12 protein-coding genes, 1 tRNA gene, 1 pseudogene and 1 riboswitch are annotated in these 18,320 nt (G+C 75.1%); of the genes and pseudogenes, 9 read left to right on the top strand and 5 right to left on the bottom strand.

Features of this window, described 5'->3' with window-relative positions:
- The first annotated feature begins 178 nt into the window (after positions 1-178).
- The 3 genes and pseudogenes from OVA14_RS02040 to OVA14_RS02030 all read left to right on the top strand — a co-directional run bounded on the left by OVA14_RS02040 (position 179) and on the right by OVA14_RS02030 (position 7,714).
- On the top strand, positions 179-2,614 hold the full coding sequence (locus OVA14_RS02040; protein ID WP_267504653.1) for a beta strand repeat-containing protein: 2,436 nt from the start codon (positions 179-181) through the stop codon (positions 2,612-2,614).
- A 114-nt stretch (positions 2,615-2,728) separates the two neighbouring features.
- The gene (locus tag OVA14_RS02035; protein WP_267504652.1) at positions 2,729-4,291 is read left to right on the top strand and encodes a DNA polymerase Y family protein; all 1,563 of its coding nucleotides are present in this window, start codon (positions 2,729-2,731) and stop codon (positions 4,289-4,291) included.
- A gap of 44 nt (positions 4,292-4,335) precedes the next feature.
- A pseudogene (locus OVA14_RS02030) lies at positions 4,336-7,714 on the top strand (error-prone DNA polymerase).
- Between the two features lie 117 nt (positions 7,715-7,831).
- Here the strand turns inward: OVA14_RS02030 and OVA14_RS02025 are convergent.
- The 3 genes from OVA14_RS02025 to OVA14_RS13725 all read right to left on the bottom strand — a co-directional run bounded on the left by OVA14_RS02025 (position 7,832) and on the right by OVA14_RS13725 (position 11,744).
- Positions 7,832-10,459 (bottom strand): ExeM/NucH family extracellular endonuclease, encoded by a 2,628-nt coding sequence (locus OVA14_RS02025; protein ID WP_267504651.1) that lies wholly within the window; start codon positions 10,457-10,459, stop codon positions 7,832-7,834.
- Positions 10,460-10,583: 124 nt separating this feature from the next.
- The gene (gene purU / locus OVA14_RS02020) at positions 10,584-11,435 is read right to left on the bottom strand and encodes a formyltetrahydrofolate deformylase (protein ID WP_420710608.1); all 852 of its coding nucleotides are present in this window, start codon (positions 11,433-11,435) and stop codon (positions 10,584-10,586) included.
- Positions 11,436-11,444: 9 nt separating this feature from the next.
- Positions 11,445-11,744 carry a DivIVA domain-containing protein gene (locus OVA14_RS13725; RefSeq protein ID WP_420710607.1) on the bottom strand — a complete coding sequence of 100 codons (300 nt, stop codon included), beginning with the start codon at positions 11,742-11,744 and terminating at the stop codon, positions 11,445-11,447.
- An 80-nt stretch (positions 11,745-11,824) separates the two neighbouring features.
- Here OVA14_RS13725 and OVA14_RS02005 point away from each other — a divergent pair, with 80 nt between their 5' ends.
- The 3 genes from OVA14_RS02005 (at position 11,825) to OVA14_RS01995 (ending at position 15,447) form a co-directional block, all read left to right on the top strand.
- Entirely contained in the window at positions 11,825-13,048 is a 1,224-nt protein-coding gene (locus tag OVA14_RS02005) for an MFS transporter (protein ID WP_267504649.1), read from the top strand.
- A 48-nt stretch (positions 13,049-13,096) separates the two neighbouring features.
- A riboswitch (ZMP/ZTP riboswitch) is annotated at positions 13,097-13,175 on the top strand.
- A gap of 56 nt (positions 13,176-13,231) precedes the next feature.
- Positions 13,232-14,563: a serine hydroxymethyltransferase gene (glyA, locus tag OVA14_RS02000; protein WP_324288030.1), complete on the top strand. Its 1,332-nt coding sequence runs from the start codon at positions 13,232-13,234 to the stop codon at positions 14,561-14,563.
- The gene (locus tag OVA14_RS01995; protein WP_267504648.1) at positions 14,560-15,447 is read left to right on the top strand and encodes a bifunctional methylenetetrahydrofolate dehydrogenase/methenyltetrahydrofolate cyclohydrolase; all 888 of its coding nucleotides are present in this window, start codon (positions 14,560-14,562) and stop codon (positions 15,445-15,447) included. The genes glyA and OVA14_RS01995 overlap by 4 nt, the downstream gene beginning before the upstream one ends.
- Before the next feature lie 232 nt (positions 15,448-15,679).
- On the opposite strand, the gene OVA14_RS01990 is transcribed toward OVA14_RS01995, so the two are convergent.
- Complete coding sequence (locus OVA14_RS01990) at positions 15,680-16,174, bottom strand: SRPBCC domain-containing protein (RefSeq protein ID WP_267504647.1); 495 nt, start codon at positions 16,172-16,174, stop codon at positions 15,680-15,682.
- 65 nt (positions 16,175-16,239) lie between these two features.
- Positions 16,240-16,776: a gamma carbonic anhydrase family protein gene (locus OVA14_RS01985; protein ID WP_267504646.1), complete on the bottom strand. Its 537-nt coding sequence runs from the start codon at positions 16,774-16,776 to the stop codon at positions 16,240-16,242.
- Between the two features lie 105 nt (positions 16,777-16,881).
- Here OVA14_RS01985 and OVA14_RS01980 point away from each other — a divergent pair, with 105 nt between their 5' ends.
- From OVA14_RS01980 to OVA14_RS01970, 3 genes are all read left to right on the top strand, one after another.
- A complete protein-coding gene (locus OVA14_RS01980) occupies positions 16,882-17,256 on the top strand; it encodes a hypothetical protein (protein ID WP_267504645.1) in 375 nt (124 codons plus the stop codon).
- A 21-nt stretch (positions 17,257-17,277) separates the two neighbouring features.
- Positions 17,278-17,351: transfer RNA gene (locus OVA14_RS01975), tRNA-Leu, on the top strand.
- A 17-nt stretch (positions 17,352-17,368) separates the two neighbouring features.
- The gene (locus tag OVA14_RS01970; protein WP_267504644.1) at positions 17,369-18,301 is read left to right on the top strand and encodes an aldose 1-epimerase family protein; all 933 of its coding nucleotides are present in this window, start codon (positions 17,369-17,371) and stop codon (positions 18,299-18,301) included.
- The last annotated feature ends 19 nt before the right edge of the window (positions 18,302-18,320 follow it).

Genomic DNA, 18,320 nt, shown 5'->3' with positions numbered 1-18,320 from the left:
TGCGCTCGGCGCAGCATGCTTCGCCGCCCCGGAGCGGGGCGGCTGGATCGATCAGAAGGAGAGAGCGATGCGAAAGCTCGCGATGCGAGTGCTGTGCACGACAGCGCTCGCCGGCGGCCTCTGGGCCGCAGGCACTGGGATCGCCAGTGCAGCCGACACCGATGGCGCGGAAGGCCTCGTGTCGGGCAACCAGGCGGTGGTGTCGATCTCGGCGCCGGTGACGATCGGCGGCAACGCCATCGGGATCGCCGGCGACGCCGAGTCGACCGATGCCGCATCGAACAGCTCGGCGCAGCAGCCGTCGGCCGACGTCTCGACGTCCGGCATCGGCGGCCTGCTCTCGGGCAGCACCGCGCTCGTCTCGGTCGCCGCTCCGGTGACCGTCTCGGGCAACTCGCTGGGCGTGCTCGGCGACGCGACGAGCGAGGGCTCGTCGGCGTCGTCGGCGTCGACCGGCTCGTCGGGCTCCGGCTCGACGGCCTCGGGCGACGACGGCATCGCCTCGGGCATCCTGGGCGTCGTCGACGTCGCGGCACCGGTGACGGTGTCCGGCAACGCGATCGGCGTCGCCGGCGACGCGTCGTCGGAGGGCTCGGAGGCCACGGCCTCGAGCGACTCGGGCGAGGCGGCGACCTCGACGTCGGGCGATGACGGGCTGCGCTCGGGCGGTCAGGTGCTCGGCGACGTCGCGGCTCCGGTGGCGGTCGGCGGCAACGCCGTGGGCGTGCTGGGTGACGCGTCGAGCGAGGGTGCCACGACGGGCTCGGCGACGACTGGCGCGGGATCGGGCGCGTCGACCTCCGGTGACGACGGCGTGCTGTCCGGCACCGTCGCGGACGCTTCGGCTGCTGCTCCGGTCGCGGTCGGCGGCAACGCCGTTGCGGTCGGTGGCGACGCTGTGAGCGAGGGTGCCATGACGGGCTCGGGCTCGACCGCTGGCGAGGCCGGTTCGGCCTCGGGCGACGAGGGCCTGCTCGGTGGCGTGCTGGCGGATGTCGAGGCTGCTGCTCCGGTGGCGGTCGGCGGCAACGCCGTGGGCGTGCTGGGTGACGCGTCGAGCGAGGGTGCCACGACGGGCTCGGGCTCGACGGCCGGCGAGGCCGGTTCGGCCTCGGGCGATGACGGCCTGCTCGGTGGCGTGCTGGCGGATGTCGAGGCTGCGGCTCCGGTCGCGGTCGGCGGCAACGCCGTTGCGGTCGGTGGCGACGCTGTGAGCGAGGGTGCCATGACGGGCTCGGGCTCGACCGCTGGCGAGGCCGGTTCGGCCTCGGGCGACGAGGGCCTGCTCGGTGGCGTGCTGGCGGATGTCGAGGCTGCTGCTCCGGTGGCGGTCGGCGGCAACGCCGTGGGCGTGCTGGGTGACGCGTCGAGCGAGGGTGCCACGACGGGCTCGGGCTCGACGGCCGGCGAGGCCGGTTCGGCCTCGGGCGATGACGGCCTGCTCGGTGGCGTGCTGGCGGATGTCGAGGCTGCGGCTCCGGTCGCGGTCGGCGGCAACGCCGTTGCGGTCGGTGGCGACGCTGTGAGCGAGGGTGCCATGACGGGCTCGGGCTCGACCGCTGGCGAGGCCGGTTCGGCCTCGGGCGACGAGGGCCTGCTCGGTGGCGTGCTGGCGGATGTCGAGGCTGCTGCTCCGGTGGCGGTCGGCGGCAACGCCGTGGGCGTGCTGGGTGACGCGTCGAGCGAGGGTGCCACGACGGGCTCGGGCTCGACGGCCGGCGAGGCCGGTTCGGCCTCGGGCGATGACGGCCTGCTCGGTGGCGTGCTGGCGGATGTCGAGGCTGCGGCTCCGGTCGCGGTCGGCGGCAACGCCGTTGCGGTCGGTGGCGACGCTGTGAGCGAGGGTGCCATGACGGGCTCGGGCTCGACCGCTGGCGAGGCCGGTTCGGCCTCGGGCGACGACGGGCTGCTCGGCGGCATCGTGGCCGAGGTCGGCGCTGCGCTCCCCGTGGCCGTCGGCGGCAACGCCGTGGCCGTGGGCGGCGACGCCACGACCGAGGGGTCGGACACGTCGGCCTCCGCTCCCGGCGCCGGTGACGGCACCGCGGGCGAGGTCGGCGACGGCCTCCTCGGCGGGATCATCGGCGGCATCGGCGTCGAGCTCCCCGTGGCGATCGGCTGCAACGCGCTCGGCGTGCTCGGCGACGCCTCGACGGGCGACTGCGCCACGGCCGCCGGCCCGACGGACCCGACGGACCCGGTCGACCCGACGGACCCGACGGACCCGGTCGACCCGACGGACCCGACGGACCCGGTCGGCCCGACGGACCCGGTCGACCCGACGGACCCGACGGACCCGGTCGACCCGACGGACCCGACGGACCCGGTCGACCCGACGGACCCGACGGACCCGACGGACCCGACGGACCCGACGGACCCGACGGACCCGACGGACCCGACGGACCCGACGGACCCGACGGACCCGATGGTGCCCGGTGACCCGGGCCAGCCCGGTGACAGCGGCAAGACCGACCTGTCGGTGCAGGAGGAGGCTGCCGGCATGCTCCCGCAGACCGGCGCCTCGGTGACGGGGCTCGCGCTGCCTGCGCTCGCCCTGCTCCTGCTCGGCGCGGTCCTGCTGCTCGTGGGAGGCCGCGCTCGCATGACGCGGTGACGGATCGGGAGGTGCGGGGCGCGCGAGCCGCGTCCCGCACCTCCGCATGCCCGGCGACGCCGCGACGCGCCGACGCGGCTTGACGGCGTTCGAACGTATGTTCGATCATGGACCGTGGGGATCGAGCAGACCGGAGGCCCGGACGGGCAGGCGGCGCAGCGCGCGCCGAGCCGCGTCCGTGGCCGCATCGGCGTGCTCCGCGTGCCCGACTGGCCCGTCGTCGTGGCGCGCCAGACCGGCGCCCTCCCCGCCGGGGGCGAGCAGGGCTCGCCCGGGGCCGTCGTGCACGCCATGCGCATCGTCGCGTGCGACGAGGGCGCTCGAGCCGAGGGCGTGCGTCCCGGCATGCGCATCCGCGACGCGCAGGCGGCCGCGCCCATGCTCGCGCTCGCGCCCGCGGATCCTGTGGGGGAGTCGCTCGCCTTCGAGCGGGTGCTGCGCGCCGTGCACGCCGTCGTGCCGGCCGCGCAGCCCATCGGCGAGGGCGGCCTCGCCTTCCGCATGCGCGGCGCGAGCCGCTTCTACGGCTCCGAGGCCGGCGCGATCGCCGCCGTGCGCGGCGCGCTCGCGCCCATGGGTCTGACGGCGGTCGTGGGCGTGGCCGACGACCGCTTCGCCGCAGAACTCGCCGCCGAGGCGGGCGCGATCGTGCCGACGGGCGGCAGTGCCGCGTTCCTCGCCGCCCTGCCCGTGGGGGTGCTGGGCGAGGGCGAGCTCGCGGGCATGCTCCACCGCCTCGGCGTGCACACCCTCGGCGGCTTCGCGCGCCTCCCCGACGACAGCGTGCGCGACCGCTTCGGCGAGGCCGGGCTCGTCGCGCTCGCCCGCGCGCGCGGCGACGACGACCGTCGGGTGGAGGATCCGGGGCTCGGCGAGGAGCGCGTGCTGCGCCTCGCGTTCGAGCCCGGGCTCGAGGGCACGGCCGAGCTGGCGCTCGCGGTGCGCGAGCCCGTGGAGCGCTTCGTGCGGCAGCTGGCCGAGCAGCGGCTCGTGTGCAGCGAGATCCGCATCGTGCTGCGCGCCGAGGAGGGGCGCGTGAGCGAGCGGCTCTGGCGGCAGCCGGGGTTCCTGCGCGCTCCCGACATCGTCGACCGGATGCGGTGGCAGCTGGCCGAGAGCGACCTCGGCTCGGCGCTCGTCGAGGTGCAGGCGCTGCCCGAGCGGCTCGACCCCGACGCCGAGCACATGCCGGGCCTGTGGGGCGGGGGCGGCATCGACGACCGCGCGAAGCACGCGCTCGAGCGGCTGCAGGGCATGCTCGGGCGCGAGGCGGTGCTCACGGCCGCGCCCGGCGGCGGGCGGCTGCTCGCCGAGCGCGGCGTGCTCACGCCCTGGGGCGACGCCGCGCCCGCCGTGCAGCAGGGGCCGTGGCCGGGCGCGCTGCCCGCCCCGAGGCCGACGACCGTGTTCCGGCCGCCGCTCGCGGTGCGGCTCGTCGACGGGGCGGGCGCGCAGGTGGAGGCCGAGGCGCTCGACGTGCGCGAGGGCGCGCCCGCCTGGTTCGTGCCGCCCGCGGCGGGCCGCCGCCGCGTGGTGGCGTGGGCGGGGCCGTGGCCCATCCGGCGCCGCGACCTCGGCGACGTCGTGCACCGCATCCAGCTGCTCGACGGCGAGGGCGATGCCTGGGTGCTGCTGCACGCCGACGGCGCCTGGCTCGCCGAGGGCTGCTACACGTGACCGCCCGCTGAGGCCAGGAGCAGGAGCAGACGAGAGGAGGGGCGATGGCCGGCTGGAACAACCCCGCGATGCCGTGGCGCGAGCTCGAGGGCATCCTGAGCGACCGCGACGTCGGGACGAAGCACGAGACGGATCCCGACGACCCGCGCCGCCCGCGCATCCGCGTGCCCGCGGCGGGCGCCGCGACGCCCTACGCCGAGCTGCACGCGCACTCGCACTACTCCTTCCTCGACGGCGCCTCGAGCCCCGCCGAGCTCGTGAACGAGGCGCGCGCCCTCGGCCTCGAGGCGCTCGCGCTCGTCGACCACGACGGCCTCTACGGCGCGGTCCGCTTCGCCGAGGCGGCGGCGGAGGCCGGGCTGCCGACGGTCTTCGGCGCCGAGCTCTCGCTCGGCCTCAGCGCGCCGCAGAACGGCGTGCCCGACCCGGAGGGCAGCCACCTCGTCGCGCTCGCGACCGGGCCCGCGGGCTACACGAACCTCGCCACCGCGCTCACCGACGGCTACCTCACCACCGACCGCCTCGGCGCCCCGGGCGAGAAGGGCCGCCCCGTCTTCGAGCTCGAGCGGCTCGCCGAGACGGCGCGCGGCGAGTGGATGGTGCTCTCGGGCTGCCGGAAGGGCGGCGTGCGGCAGGCGCTCGAGCAGGGCGGCGCCGAGGCCGCGCGCACCGAGCCTCGACCGCCTCTGCGCGCTCTTCGGCCGAGACCGCGTCGTCGTCGAGCTCAGCGACGTCGGCGACCCGCGCGATCACGAGCGCAACCGCGCCCTCGCCGGGCTCGGCGCCGACCTCCGGCTGCCCGTGATCGCCACGACGAACGCGCACATCGCATCGCCCCGCCGCCAGCACCTCGGCGACGCCGTCGCAGCGGTGCGCGCGCGCCGCTCCATCGACGAGCCTCGACGCCTGGCTGCCCGCGGGCGGCGTGCCGTCGCTGCGCTCCGGCGCCGTCATGGCGCGCCGCTTCGCCGCCTTCCCCGGCGCCGTCGCCACCGCGGCCGCGCTCGGCCGCGAGCCTCGCCTTCGACCTCCGCGCCGCCTCCCCGCGGCTGCCCGCCACCGAGGTGCCGGAGGGGCACACGCAGATGTCGTGGCTGCGCTCGCTCGTCGCCGAGCGGCTGCCGCGCGCCTACCCGACGCCCGACGGCCGCGCCCCGGACCACGTGCGCGCCCGCCTCGACCACGAGCTCGGCCTCATCGAGCAGAAGGGCTTCGCCGGCTACTTCCTCATCGTGTTCGAGATCGCCGAGTTCGCGCACTCGCGCGGCATCCTCTGCCAGGGCCGCGGCAGCGCCGTGGCGAGCGCCGTCTGCTTCATCCTCGGCATCACCGCCGTCGACCCGATCCTCTACCGGCTGCCGTTCGAGCGCTTCATCTCGATGATGCGCGAGGAGGAGCCCGACATCGACATCGACTTCGACGCGGGCCGGCGCGAGGAGGTCATCCAGCACGTCTACGAGCGCTACGGCCGCCGGAACGCGGCGCAGGTGGCCAACGTCATCACCTACCGGCCGAAGTCGGCGGTGCGCGATGCCGCGAAGGCGCTCGGCTACGCGGTCGGCCAGCAGAACGCGTGGTCGAAGTCGGTGGAGTCGTACTCGCGGCCCGACGTCGCCGGCATCCCGGAGGCGGTGACCGAGCTCGCGGGCGAGCTGCTGCACGCGCCGCGGCACCTCGGCATCCACTCGGGCGGCATGGTGCTCACCGAGGAGCCCGTCGGCAGCGTCTGCCCCATCGAGCCCGCTCGCATGGAGGGGCGCACGGTGCTGCAGTGGGACAAGGACGACTGCGAGTGGATGGGGCTCGTGAAGTTCGACCTGCTGGGCCTCGGCATGCTCGGCGCGCTCTCGCACACGCTCGACCTCGCGGCCGAGCACACGGGGGAGCGGTGGAGCCTCGCGACGATGCCGGCCGAGGAGGCCGGGGTCTACGACATGCTCTGCGAGGGGGATGCCGTGGGCGTCTTCCAGGTGGAGTCGCGGGCGCAGATGGCGACGCTGCCGCGGCTCAAGCCGCGCTGCTTCTACGACCTCGTGGTCGAGATCGCGCTCATCCGCCCCGGCCCCATCCAGGGCGACGCCGTGCACCCGTACCTGCGCCGGCGCGCGGGCACCGAGCCGATCACGTACGCGCACCCGCTGCTCGTGCCCGTGCTCGAGCGCACGCTCGGCGTGCCGCTGTTCCAGGAGCAGCTCATGCAGATGTCGGTCGCCGTGGGCGGCTTCGACGCGGGGGAGGCCGACCAGCTGCGGCGCGCGATCGGCTCGAAGCGCTCGAAGGAGCGCATCGAGGCGCTCAAGGCGAAGCTCTTCGAGGGCATGGCGGCCAACGGCATCGCCCCCGACGTGGGCGAGTCGATCTACCGCAAGATCGAGGCCTTCGCGGGCTTCGGCTTCGCGGAGTCGCACTCGCTCGCCTTCGCGAAGCTCGTGTACGCCTCCTCGTGGCTGAAGCTGCACTACCCGGCGGCGTTCCTCGCCGGGCTGCTGCGCAGCCAGCCGATGGGCTTCTGGAGCCCCGCCTCGCTCGTGGCCGACGCCGCGCGGCACGGGGTCGAGACGCTGCGGCCCGATGTCGTGCGCTCGGGCGTCGAGGCGGGGCTCGAGCCGCACGGCGAGCGCCGTGCGGGCGCGCTCGCGTGCCTCGAGCGCGTGCAGCCGCCCGTGCCGAAGGAGGCGCGCGAGTCGCGGCGGGCGCGCGACCGGCACCGCCGCGACGCGGGGCTCGCGGTGCGGCAGGGGCTCTCGGGCATCGCCGGGCTCGGCCGCCCGGCGGCGGAGCGGATCGTGGCGGCGCGCGAGGCGCGGCCGCTGCGCGACATCCACGACCTCGCGCGCCGCGCGGAGGCTCGATCGCGGCGAGCTCGAGGCGCTCGCGACCGCGGGCGCGCTCGACGGCCTCGGCGTCGGCCGCCGCGAGGGGCTGTGGCTCGCGGGCCCCGCCTCGACCGAGCGCGAGGATCAGCTGGAGGGCACGCAGGTGACGCTCGAGGTGCCGCTGCTGCCGATGCTCACGGCCGAGGAGCAGGTGGCGCTCGACGTGTGGTCGACGGGCGTCGCGACCGACGACCATCCGGTGCGGCATGCGCGGGCGATGCTCGAGGGGCGCGGCGTGCTGCCGATCGCGGCGCTCGCGGAGGCCGAGCCCGGCAGGCGCATCCAGGCGGCCGGCATCGTGACGCACCGGCAGCGGCCGCGCACGGCGATGGGCGTGACCTTCCTCAACCTCGAGGACGAGACGGGGATGCTCAACGTCATCGTCTCGAAGGGCCTGTGGGCGCACGCGCGGCAGGTGGCGCGGCACTCGCCGGCGCTCGTGGTGCGGGGGATGCTGCAGCGCACGCCCGAGGGGGTCATCGCGGTGCTCGCCGACAAGCTCGAGCGCTTCGACGTGCCGAGCCCGCGCTCGCGCGACTTCGCCTAGGCCCGCCCGTCGGTCGGGGAGCGCGGGGCGCAGCCGCTCGCGTCACGAGACCCTCGACGGCGATGGGCCCGGCCTCGCGGCCGGGCCCATCGCGGATCGATCAGCGGTCGTCGCGCCTCAGCGCCAGAGGCCGCCGAACCAGCGCCCGAAGAGGGCGAGCAGGAAGAGGAGCGCCGACAGCAGCCCGTCGAACGGGTTGCCGGGCTGGCCCGGGTCGCCGTCGCCGTCGCCGGGGTCGCCGTCACCGGGGCCGCCGTCACCGGGGCCGCCGTCACCGGGGCCGCCGTCACCCGGGTCGCCGTCGCCGTCACCAGGGCCGCCATCGCCCGGGTCGCCGTCGCCGTCGCCCGGCTCCTCCGCCTCGAACGCGATGCCGATCACGACGGCGTCGTGGTCGCTCGCGCGGTACGGGTCGGGCGCGAAGAGCGCGTCCTGGGCGGGCTGCTTGAACGCCATCGTGTAGTCGATGAGGCTCGCCTCGTCCGAGTTCGCGTGCCAGGCCGCCGCGCCCACGACGCTCGGCGCGAGCGCCGCGTCGGCGAGGCCGTAGTCGAGGTAGCCGAGCATGCCGTCGAAGACGTAGGTGTAGGCCTCCTCGCCCTGGTGCGCCTCGAGCAGGTCGGTCCAGCCGGCCGCCTCGAGCGTCGTGATCGGGTCCTCGTGGTCGTAGGAGTTGAGGTCGCCGATGATGAGCGAGCCGTCGGCCTCCGCGCCCGTCGGGTCGGTCGCGAGCCAGTCGGCGAGGGCGGCCGCGGCCTGCGTGCGCACCGCGTTGCAGTTGCCCTGCTCGGGGCTGCCGGTGTCGCCCTCGCACGCGGAGCCCTTGGACTTCAGGTGGTTGACGGCGACGGTGAGCACCCGGCCGGTCGCGAGGTCCTCGAAGGACTGCGCGAGCGCGGGGCGGTTGCGCGAGGTGTCGAAGCGCGGGTCGACGCTCTCGTCGAGCACCGCGAAGGCGCCCTCGGGGGCGACGAGCGCCGGCTGGTAGACGATCGCGGTCGTGATCTCGTCGGTGCCGAGCACACCGGTGTCGATGCCCGCCCAGCGGAGGCTGCCGTCGCCGGTCGGGGCCGCCTCGTTGAGCGCTGCGACCAGGGTGTCGAGGGCGACGCCGTCGTTGTTCTCGATCTCGAGCAGGCCGACCACGGCCGAGTCGAGCTCGGTGATGGCGGCGACGATCTTCGACTCCTGGCGCTCGAGCTCCTCGGCCGTGGCGGCGCCTCGGCTGCCGAGCGTCGTGAAGTAGTTGAGCACGTTGAACGACGCGACCTCGAGCGTGGCGCCCTCGATGGACGGCGCGGCCGGGCGCTCGTTGGCGGCCGTGTAGGTGCCCGCCGAGGTCGGCTGCACCGCCCACGTGTCGAAGCGCCAGTCGAGCACGCCCGTGATGCCGGTGATCGTGTCGCCGCCGCGGAAGCCGTTCTCGAGCGTGAAGGGCTGCAGGTTGCCCGGGTGGATCGCGGGGTCGGAGTTCTGCGACGAGCGGCCGTCGTCGATCGTGATGCGGTTCGCGGCGTTGGCCTCGCGCACCGCCTGGGCCTCGGCCGAGCCGGGCGCGGCGACCGCGGTCGGCTGGAACTGGCGGCCCGTGCCGTCGGGGCCGGTGCCCACCACCACCTGCCCGTAGCGGCCGTAGTCGTAGTGCTCGAGGATCGACAGCTCCTGCGGGAGCGTGACGAGCATGCCCTCGAAGGGCTCGTGGTCGGCGATCGGCAGCTCGAGCGCGACGGGCGCGGGCAGCGCCGCGTCCTCGCCGCAGTCGACGATCGTGGCGCTCGAGAGCTGCGTCATGCCGAAGTGCTCGGCGGCAATGCCGGTGACCTGCACCACGTCGCCCTGCGCGACCGCGGGGGCGCCCGGGGCGTACACGAATATGCCGTCGCTCGTGGCGGGGTCGCCGTCGCCGGCGTCCTGCACGGTGATGCCGCCGAAGCCGCCCGCCTGCCAGTCGCCGGTCACGACGCCCTCGATCGTCACGGCCTGGCCGAGGATCGGGGTCGAGGCGCCCGAGCCCTGCGCCGCGCCGATCGCGGTGGGCGTCGCCTCGCAGCTGCTGGGCGCAGGCGGCTCCTCGCCGCCCTCCTCGACCAGCCGGTTGGGGGCACCGGGGGTGTGGATCGCCTCGCCGACCTCGGGGCTCCCGGCGCGACCGGGCAGGCCCGCGCCGTCGTAGTCGTTCCGCACCCAGTCGGCTGCCGCATCCGTTCCGGTGCCGTTGGGGATGCGGCTCGCGCCGCCGACGACGCCGGTGCCGCCCGGGTGTGCGGTGGTGAGGACCGTGCCCCACGCGAGATCGTCGGCGCCGCCGTCGTGCACGCCGACCGCGTCGAGCACCGTGAAGCCGAGGCCGTCGTCGATCGTGCCGTCGAGGTCGGCGTCGACCAGCTGGCCGCTGGAGACCGTGCCCTCGACGAGCAGGAACGAGGCCGAGCCGTTCTGGATGCCGTTCACCGGGTACTCGAGGAGCGCAAGCCCCTCGTCGTCGGCGGCGGGCACCGCGTCGACGCGCAGGATCGTGCCCTGGCGCGCGTTGAGGTCGCCCTCGACGATCGCGATCGAGAGGCCGCTGAGGTCGGTGCCGGGCGCCGCGAGCACCTCGACGAACTCGCCGGCGTCGGTGCCGGCGATGTCCGCGTTGAACTCGTTGATGACCGGATGCTCTGCTGCGGCGGCGGGTGTCGCGACGAGCCCGGTCAGGGCGATCGCGACGGCCGCCGAGGCGCCGAGCGTGGTGCGTGCGTGCATGGTTCCGCTCCGTCGGGGACAAGGGGGTCGTTCGCCAACCTAGCGACCCCCTGTGACGCGCGCCCGGCGTGTCGGTGAACAGCGCGTGTCGGAGCGGATCTCCGCTCCGCCCCCGCGGCCGGCCTCAGCGGAAGATGATCGTGCGGTGCCCGTCGAGCAGCACGCGGTCCTCCGCGAACCACTGCACGGCCCGCGAGAGCGTGCGCGACTCCTCGTCCTGGCCGATCGCCACGAGCTGCGCGGGGCTCTGCGCGTGATCGACGCGCACGACCTCCTGCTCGATGATCGGCCCCTCGTCGAGGTCGGCGGTGACGAAGTGGGCGGTCGCGCCGATGAGCTTCACGCCCCGCGCGTGCGCCTGCCGGTAGGGGTTCGCGCCCTTGAACCCCGGCAGGAAGGAGTGGTGAATGTTGATGATGCGGCCCTCGAGCGCGGCGCAGAGCTCGGGCGAGAGCACCTGCATGTAGCGGGCGAGCACGACGAGCTCGATGCCCTCGGCCTCGACCACCTCGAGCACGCGGCGCTCGAACGCGGCCTTCGACGCCGCGTCCGTGACCGGCTGGTGCTCGAACGGCACGTCGTAGAACGCCGCGAGCGAGCCGAGGTCGGGGTGGTTCGACATCACGAGGGGGATGTCGACCGAGAGCTGCCCTGCGCGCTGGCGGAAGAGCATGTCGTTGAGGCAGTGCGCCGCCTTCGACACGAGCACGAGCGTCTTGAGCGGCCGGCCGACGTCATCGAGCTGCCACTGCATCCCGTACCGCTCGACCACGGGCGCCAGGCGCGCCTCGAAGTCGTCGCGCGCGCCCTCGGCCTCCACCTGCAGGCGCATGAAGAAGCGGTCGGTGTCGACGGAGGAGAACTGCTGCGACTCGGTGATGTTGCCGCCGCAGTCGACGATCGCGCCCGAGATGGCGTGCACGATGCCGGGCTGGTCGTCGCACACGAAGGAGAGGATCCAGTGGTTGGCGCTCACCACACGATCCTACGAGGCGGGGGATCCCCCGGCCGTCCGCGCCTCGTGCGCGCGCAGCGCCTCGGCGAGCTCCGCGAGGAGGGCGTCGACCTGGGCGGGCTCGTAGCCCCTGCGGAAGCGCGTCCCGGTGAAGCGGATCAGGGCGACGCGGTCGGCGGTGAGGAGCGGCTCGGTCGGACCCGGCGTCGCGAGCTCGCGCAGCGCCTGGGCGGCGGTGTCGAGGAAGTCGTCGACCTCGTCGGGGTCGTAGCCCGAGCGCAGGTTGACCTCGTCGAAGCGCCGCTGCAGCACGTCCTCCGGAGTCAGCATGCGGCGAGGCTACGGCCGCTCCCTGCACGCGCCCCGAGGGCGTCGGCGGCCGCGCCGTCCCGCGGCTAGGCTGTCCCCTCGTGAGCACGCGGGCGACGACGCAGCAGGGGGCATCCCCGGCGCGCTTCCCGATGCCCGCGCTGCTCGTGCTGGCGCTCGCGATCTTCACGAACATCACGGTCGAGATGCTGCCCATGGGGCTGCTGCTGCCGATGAGCCGCGAGCTGGGCGTCGGCCAGAGCGCCGTCGGCCTGCTCGTGACGATCTTCGCCTTCACGGTCGTCGCCTCGAGCACCTCCCTCATCCGGCTCACGCGCCGCGTGCCGCGGCACCGCCTGGTGATCGCGGTGCTCCTGGTCTTCGCCGTCTCGGTCTTCGGCTCGGCGCTCGCGCCCGACTACGGGTGGTCGGTGGCGTTCCGCGTGCTCGGCGGCCTCGCGCACGGGGTGTTCTGGACGGTCGTGGGCGCCTACGCCGCCTACCTCGTGCCGCCGCAGCAGCTCGCGCGCGCGGTCGCCATCACCTCGGCGGGCGGCTCGTTCGCGTACGTGCTCGGCCTGCCGCTCGCGACGCTCCTCGGCCAGCTCGTGGGCTGGCGGTGGTCGTTCGCGCTGCTCGGGTTCGTCTGCCTCGCGGTCGCCGTCGCCGTCTGGCGGCTGCTGCCGGCCGTCGACCACCTCAAGGACCAGGCCACGACCTCCACGGGCTCCGTCGCGCTGCCCACGCCGGAGCCGGGCAAGAGCGTGCGGGGCGTGGCGATCGCGATCGTCTCCACGACCGTCGTCATGCTCGGGCAGTACGCGATGTACACGTACGTCTCCCCGTTCCTCGTGCAGCACGCGGGCCTGCCGGAGGCGTGGCTCTCGCCCGCGCTGTTCGCCTACGGCGCGGTCGGCGCCGCGGCCGTGCTCGCGATCGCGCTGTGGCTCGGCCGCCGCCCCACGGCCTCGACGCTCGCGATGATGGCGGCCGGCATCGTCGCCATGGTCGTGCTCGGCACCACGGGCGGCCTCGTGCCCACGGTGGCCGCGGTGCTCGTGTGGGGCTTCGCCCTCGGCGCGCTGCCCGCGCTGCTGCAGACGCGGCAGCTGCAGGCGACGCCGGAGCGGCTGCTGCAGCCCGCGACCGCCTGGTACACGACGGGCTTCAACGTCGGCATCGGCGGCGGCGCGCTGCTCGGCGCGCTCGTGCTCGACGGCGTCGGCGTCGGCGCGATGCCCTGGGTGCTGTGCGCGGGCCTCGTCGTCGCGCTCGTGCTCGTCGGCGGCGACGTGCTCGCCGGCCGGAGGCGCGCGGCCGCCTGACGCCCGATGACGCGCATCCCGCGCGTCGGCGCCGCCGGCGGCTACGATGGCCTCGGCCGTGACTGGCGCATTGGTGGAGCACCACCGGGGAGCGGCCGACCACGAGCCGCGCGCCTGGGCGACACCGCATCGCAGTGTCCATCCCGACAGCGCGCCGCCAGTGCGCGAAGCGAAGGAGCACCCGTGACCGACCGCCTGCCCAGCACGTTCAACGCCCCGCTCGCCGAGGTCGATCCCGAGATCGCCGCGGTCCTCCAGCAGGAGCTCGACCGCCAGCGCGACTACCTCGAGATGATCGCGAGCGAGAACTTCGTGCCCGTCGCCGTCCTCGAGTCGGCCGGCTCGGTGCTCACGAACAAGTACGCCGAGGGCTATCCCGGCCGCCGCTACTACGGCGGCTGCGAGCACGTCGACGTCGCCGAGTCGCTCGCGATCGAGCGCGCGAAGGCGCTCTTCGGCGCGAAGCACGCCAACGTGCAGCCGCACTCGGGCGCCTCGGCGAACGCGGCCGTGCTGCACGCGATCGCCCGCCCCGGCGACACGATCCTCGGCCTCTCGCTCGACCACGGCGGCCACCTGACCCACGGCATGAAGATCAACTTCTCCGGCCGCCTCTACGACATCGTCGCCTACGGCGTCGACGCCGAGACGAGCCGCGTCGACATGGACGAGGTGCGTCGCCTCGCGGTCGAGCACCGGCCGAAGGTCATCATCGCCGGCTGGTCGGCCTACCCGCGCCAGCTCGACTTCGCCGCGTTCCGCGCGATCGCCGACGAGGTCGGCGCGCTGCTCTGGGTCGACATGGCGCACTTCGCGGGCCTCGTCGCCGCGGGCCTGCACCCGAGCCCCGTGCCGCACGCGCACGTCGTCTCGTCGACGGTGCACAAGACCATCGGCGGCCCCCGATCGGGCTTCATCCTCACGAACGACGACGACATCGCCAAGAAGCTGAACTCGGCGGTCTTCCCGGGCCAGCAGGGCGGCCCGCTCATGCACGTCATCGCCGCGAAGGCCACCGCCTTCAAGCTCGCCGCGACCGACGAGTTCAAGGAGCGCCAGGAGCGCACCATCCGCGGTGCGCAGATCCTCGCCGAGCGCCTGCAGCAGGACGACGTCGCGGCCGCCGGCATCTCGGTGCGCTCGGGCGGCACCGACGTGCACCTCGTGCTCGTCGACCTGCGCGACGCCGCGATCGACGGCAAGCAGGCCGAGGACCTCCTGCACGAGATCCGCATCACCGTCAACCGCAACGCGGTGCCGAACGACCCGCGCCCGCCCATGGTGACCTCGGGCCTCCGCATCGGCACCCCCGCGCTCGCGACGCGCGGCTTCGGCGACGAGGAGTTCACGGAGGTGGCCGACGTCATCGCGCTCGCGCTGCAGCCGGGTGCCGACCTGCCCGCGCTGCGCGATCGCGTCGCGGCGCTCGCGGGCGCCTTCCCGCTCTACCCGGGCGTCGGCCCGTCGGGGCAGCCGGCGCTCGAGCACGAGCTCCCCTCGAGCATCCACGCGTGACCGCGCGCGTCCTCGACGGCGTCGCGACCGCGACCGCCGTCAAGGACGAGCTGCGAGGCCGGGTGGCGGCGCTGCGCGAGCGCGGCGTCGTCCCCGGCCTCGGCACGCTGCTCGTGGGCGACGACCCCGCGAGCGCGTCGTACGTGCGCGGCAAGCATCGCGACTGCGCCGAGGTCGGCATCGCCTCGATCGAGGCGACGCTGCCGGCAGGCGCGACCGAGGCGGAGGTGCTCGCGGCCGTCGCGGCGCTGAACGCCGACCCGCGCGTCACCGGCTTCCTCGTCCAGCTGCCGCTGCCCGCGGGCCTCGACCCGAGGGAGGTGCTCGAGGCGGTCGACCCCGCGAAGGACGCCGACGGCCTGCATCCGGTGAACCTCGGCCGCCTCGTGCTCGGCGTCGACGGCACGATCGCCTCGCCGCTGCCGTGCACGCCCGCCGGGATCGTCGAGCTGCTCGCGCGGCACGGCGTGCCGCTCGCGGGTGCGCACGTCGTGGTCGTGGGCCGGGGCCTCACCGTGGGCAGGCCGCTCGGCCTGCTGCTGACGCGCCGCGGCATCGACGCGACCGTAACGCTCTGCCACTCGCACACGCCCGACCTCGCGGCGCGGGTGCGGGAGGCGGACGTCGTGGTCGCGGCCGTCGGCAGGCCCGGGCTCATCGAGCCCTCCTGGGTGCGGCCGGGCGCCGCGGTGCTCGACGTCGGCATCACGCGCGGCGAGCCGCTGCCCGGCTCCTCGCGCGCGCACCTCCTGGGCGACGTCGATCCGGGCGTCGCCGAGGTCGCGGGCTGGCTCTCGCCCGTGCCGGGCGGCGTGGGCCCCATGACGCGCGTCATGCTGCTCGCGAACGTCGTGCGGATGGCCGAGGCGGCCCTGCCCGCCTGACCTCGCGCCGATCCCGCGTGCGCCCGCGCCCGACGGCGTGCTGCGCCCGCCCGCGCCCGCCCCGGCCCGCGTGCTGCGGTCGCTTCGCGCCCACCCGGCCGGTGCGCTGTGGTCGCTTCGCGCCCCGCCCAGGCCTGCCGGTGGGCGCGAAGCGACCACAGCGAGGGCGCCGAGTGACCACAGCGACCACGTCGGACGGGGCTGCGGCGCTCCGACGCCGGTCGGGCGCCCGTCAGGCGGCGTAGGCGTCGCGGAGGGCGGGGTAGTAGTCGTCCCAGTCGGGCATCGGTCGGCCCGCGATCGCGGCGACGAGCCGGTCGAGGTACCACTCCCAGCCCGTGGCGATGTCGGGCAGCTGCGTGAGCGGCAGGTCGTGCTGCGTGAAGCGGATGGTCGAGCCGCTGCCGCGCTCGGGGCCGCCGTCGACGACCTCCACCTCGAGGCTCCACGACCCGGTCTCGTCGGTGGAGAGCACCGCGAGATGCTCGGGGGCGGAGCAGTCGAGGATCTCGATCGCGCTCGTGGCGTCGCCCTCCTCGGCCGTCATCGAGAGCACGACCTCGCCCGAGTCGGGGTCGCCGACGTACACGCCGAACCAGCGGCCGAGCTCGCGCGACTCGGTGAGGAAGGGCCAGACGGCGATCGCGTCGGCGTCGACGCGGCGCTCGAGCGTGAGCTCCGCGGCCTCGCCGTGGGGTGTGACCGTGCCGGTCGGCGTCTCGGGCATGCAGCTCCCTCCGGTGCCGCCGAGCCTACGCATGCGGGCCGGGCGCCGCCAGGGTGCCGTGCCGGTCAGCGGCCGAAGGCCTCGACGTAGGTCGCGATGCGCTCGCTGTAGACGCTCGCGTTGCGGGCGATGCCGTCGCGCTCGGCGTCGGTCGTCTCGCGCCGCACCCTGCCGGGCACGCCGGCCACGAGCGAGTTCGGAGGCACCACCGTGCCCTCGGTGACGAGCGCGCCGGCCGCGACGATCGTGCCGGAGCCGATCACGGCGCCGTTCATGACGGTCGCGTGCATGCCGATGAGCACGTCGTCCTCGACGGTGCAGCCGTGCACGACGGCGTTGTGGCCGATCGAGACGCGCGCGCCGATCGTGAGCGGCGAGCCGGCGTCGACGTGCAGCGAGCAGGAGTCCTGCACGTTGCTGTCGTCGCCGATGGCGATGGGTTCCTCCTCGGCGCGGAGGCTCGCGCCGGGCCACACGCTCACGCGCTCGCCGAGCGACACCTGCCCCGCGATCACGGCCCCAGGCATGACGAGCGCGGACTTCGGCAGGTGGGGCACGTGGCCCGGCAGCGGGACGACGGTGGCGCGCTCGTGGACGGTCATGGCGCCAGCGTACGCCGGGCGCCGCGGCGCGATCCGGGTGGATGCGACCCCTGGCGCGGATGCGACCGGCGGCTCCGGGTGGGCGGCCGGTGGCAGGCAGGCCGCATGCGCACCTCCCCGGACCGGATCGAGCAGCTCGCCCCGCACGAGGTCTTCGTGTTCGGCTCCAACGCCTCGGGCGCGCACGGCGGGGGCGCCGCGCGGCTCGCGCAGGAGCGCTTCGGCGCCGTGCCGGGGGAGGGGCACGGCCTCCACGGGCAGTCGTACGCGATCGACACGATGAGCGGGCTCCCGACGATCGAGCGCGAGGTCGCGGCCTTCCTCGCCTTCGCGGCCGCGCATCCCGGCACCGACTTCCTCGTCACCGAGCTCGGCTGCGGCATCGCCGGCCACGAGCCGTCCGAGATCGCGCCGCTGCTCGCGGACGCGGGCGAGAACGTGCTGCTGCCTGCGCGCTTCCGCGCGATCCTCGATGCCTGAGGGTCGTACCGTGGGATCCGGGCCCCTGTAGCCCAACTGGCAGAGGCAGCGGACTTAAACTCCGCCCAGTCTGGGTTCGAACCCCAGCGGGGGCACGCCGTAGGCTCGGCGCATGCGCCCGCCCACCGGTCAGCAGTTCACCATCACCCGCACGGTCGACGGCCGTCGGCTGCGTGCGACGATCACCGAGGTGGCGGCGGCGCTCCGCGAGTACCTGGTCGACGACATCGACCTCGTCGAGCCGTTCCCGGAGGACAAGCGGCCCGCGAAAGGCCAGGGCATCGTGCTCGCCCCGTGGGGCGGCCGCGTCGCGGGCGGCGACTGGACCCTCGACGGCGAGGTGCAGCGGCTCGCGATCAGCGAGCGCGACCTCGGCAACGCGAGCCACGGCCTCCTCCGCTACACGGCGTACCGGATGCTCGAGCACGACGAGTCGAAGGTCATGCTGCAGGCGACGATCCACCCGCAGACGGGCTGGCCGTTCCTCGTCGACACGTTCGTCACCTACGAGCTCACCGACGACGGCCTCGTCGTCACGCACGAGGCGATCAACGCCGGCACCGCCAAGGCACCGTGGGCGATGGGCGCGCATCCGTACCTCGCGGTCGGCGACGTGCCGGCCGAGCAGCTCACCCTCACGGTGCCGGCGGCGACGGTCTTCACCGCCGTCGACCTCATCCCCGTCGAGGAGGTGCTCGTCGACGAGATGCCCGCCTCGGCGCCCGACCTGCGCGGCGGCCGCGCGCTCACCGAGCTCGACGTCGACCACAACTACGGCGGCGTGGAGTTCCACGGCGGCATCGCGACCTCGACGCTGCTGGATCGCGAGGGGCGCGGCGCGGCGCTCTGGCAGGACGCCGCCTTCCCGTACGTCGTCGTCTTCACGCCGAGCGACTTCCCGGCCGCCGACGGCCCGCGGCACGTGGCCGCGGTCGAGCCCATGAGCGCGCCCGCCAACGCCCTGAACTCCGGGCAGGGCCTCGTGTGGCTCGAGGCCGGCGAGACGTGGCGCGGCCAGTGGGGGATCTCGCCGGTCGGCCTCTGAGGCAGGGGCCCCTGCGCTG

This window comes from Agrococcus sp. SL85 (assembly GCF_026625845.1).
In the GTDB taxonomy this organism is placed as follows: Bacteria; Actinomycetota; Actinomycetes; order Actinomycetales; family Microbacteriaceae; genus Agrococcus.
This window is presented reverse-complemented; position numbering and strand designations above follow the sequence as displayed.

What these genes read in the sequence shown, in the direction of transcription:
- OVA14_RS13725 (WP_420710607.1), bottom strand. Translation starts at nt 11,744, where the DNA reads ATGCTGACTCCGGAGGACGTGCTGCAGCGGCGCTTCGACGAGGTCAAC.
- OVA14_RS02025 (WP_267504651.1), bottom strand. Translation starts at nt 10,459, where the DNA reads ATGCACGCACGCACCACGCTCGGCGCCTCGGCGGCCGTCGCGATCGCC.
- OVA14_RS01970 (WP_267504644.1), top strand. Translation starts at nt 17,369, where the DNA reads ATGCGCCCGCCCACCGGTCAGCAGTTCACCATCACCCGCACGGTCGAC.
- OVA14_RS01980 (WP_267504645.1), top strand. Translation starts at nt 16,882, where the DNA reads ATGCGCACCTCCCCGGACCGGATCGAGCAGCTCGCCCCGCACGAGGTC.
- OVA14_RS01990 (WP_267504647.1), bottom strand. Translation starts at nt 16,174, where the DNA reads ATGCCCGAGACGCCGACCGGCACGGTCACACCCCACGGCGAGGCCGCG.
- OVA14_RS01985 (WP_267504646.1), bottom strand. Translation starts at nt 16,776, where the DNA reads ATGACCGTCCACGAGCGCGCCACCGTCGTCCCGCTGCCGGGCCACGTG.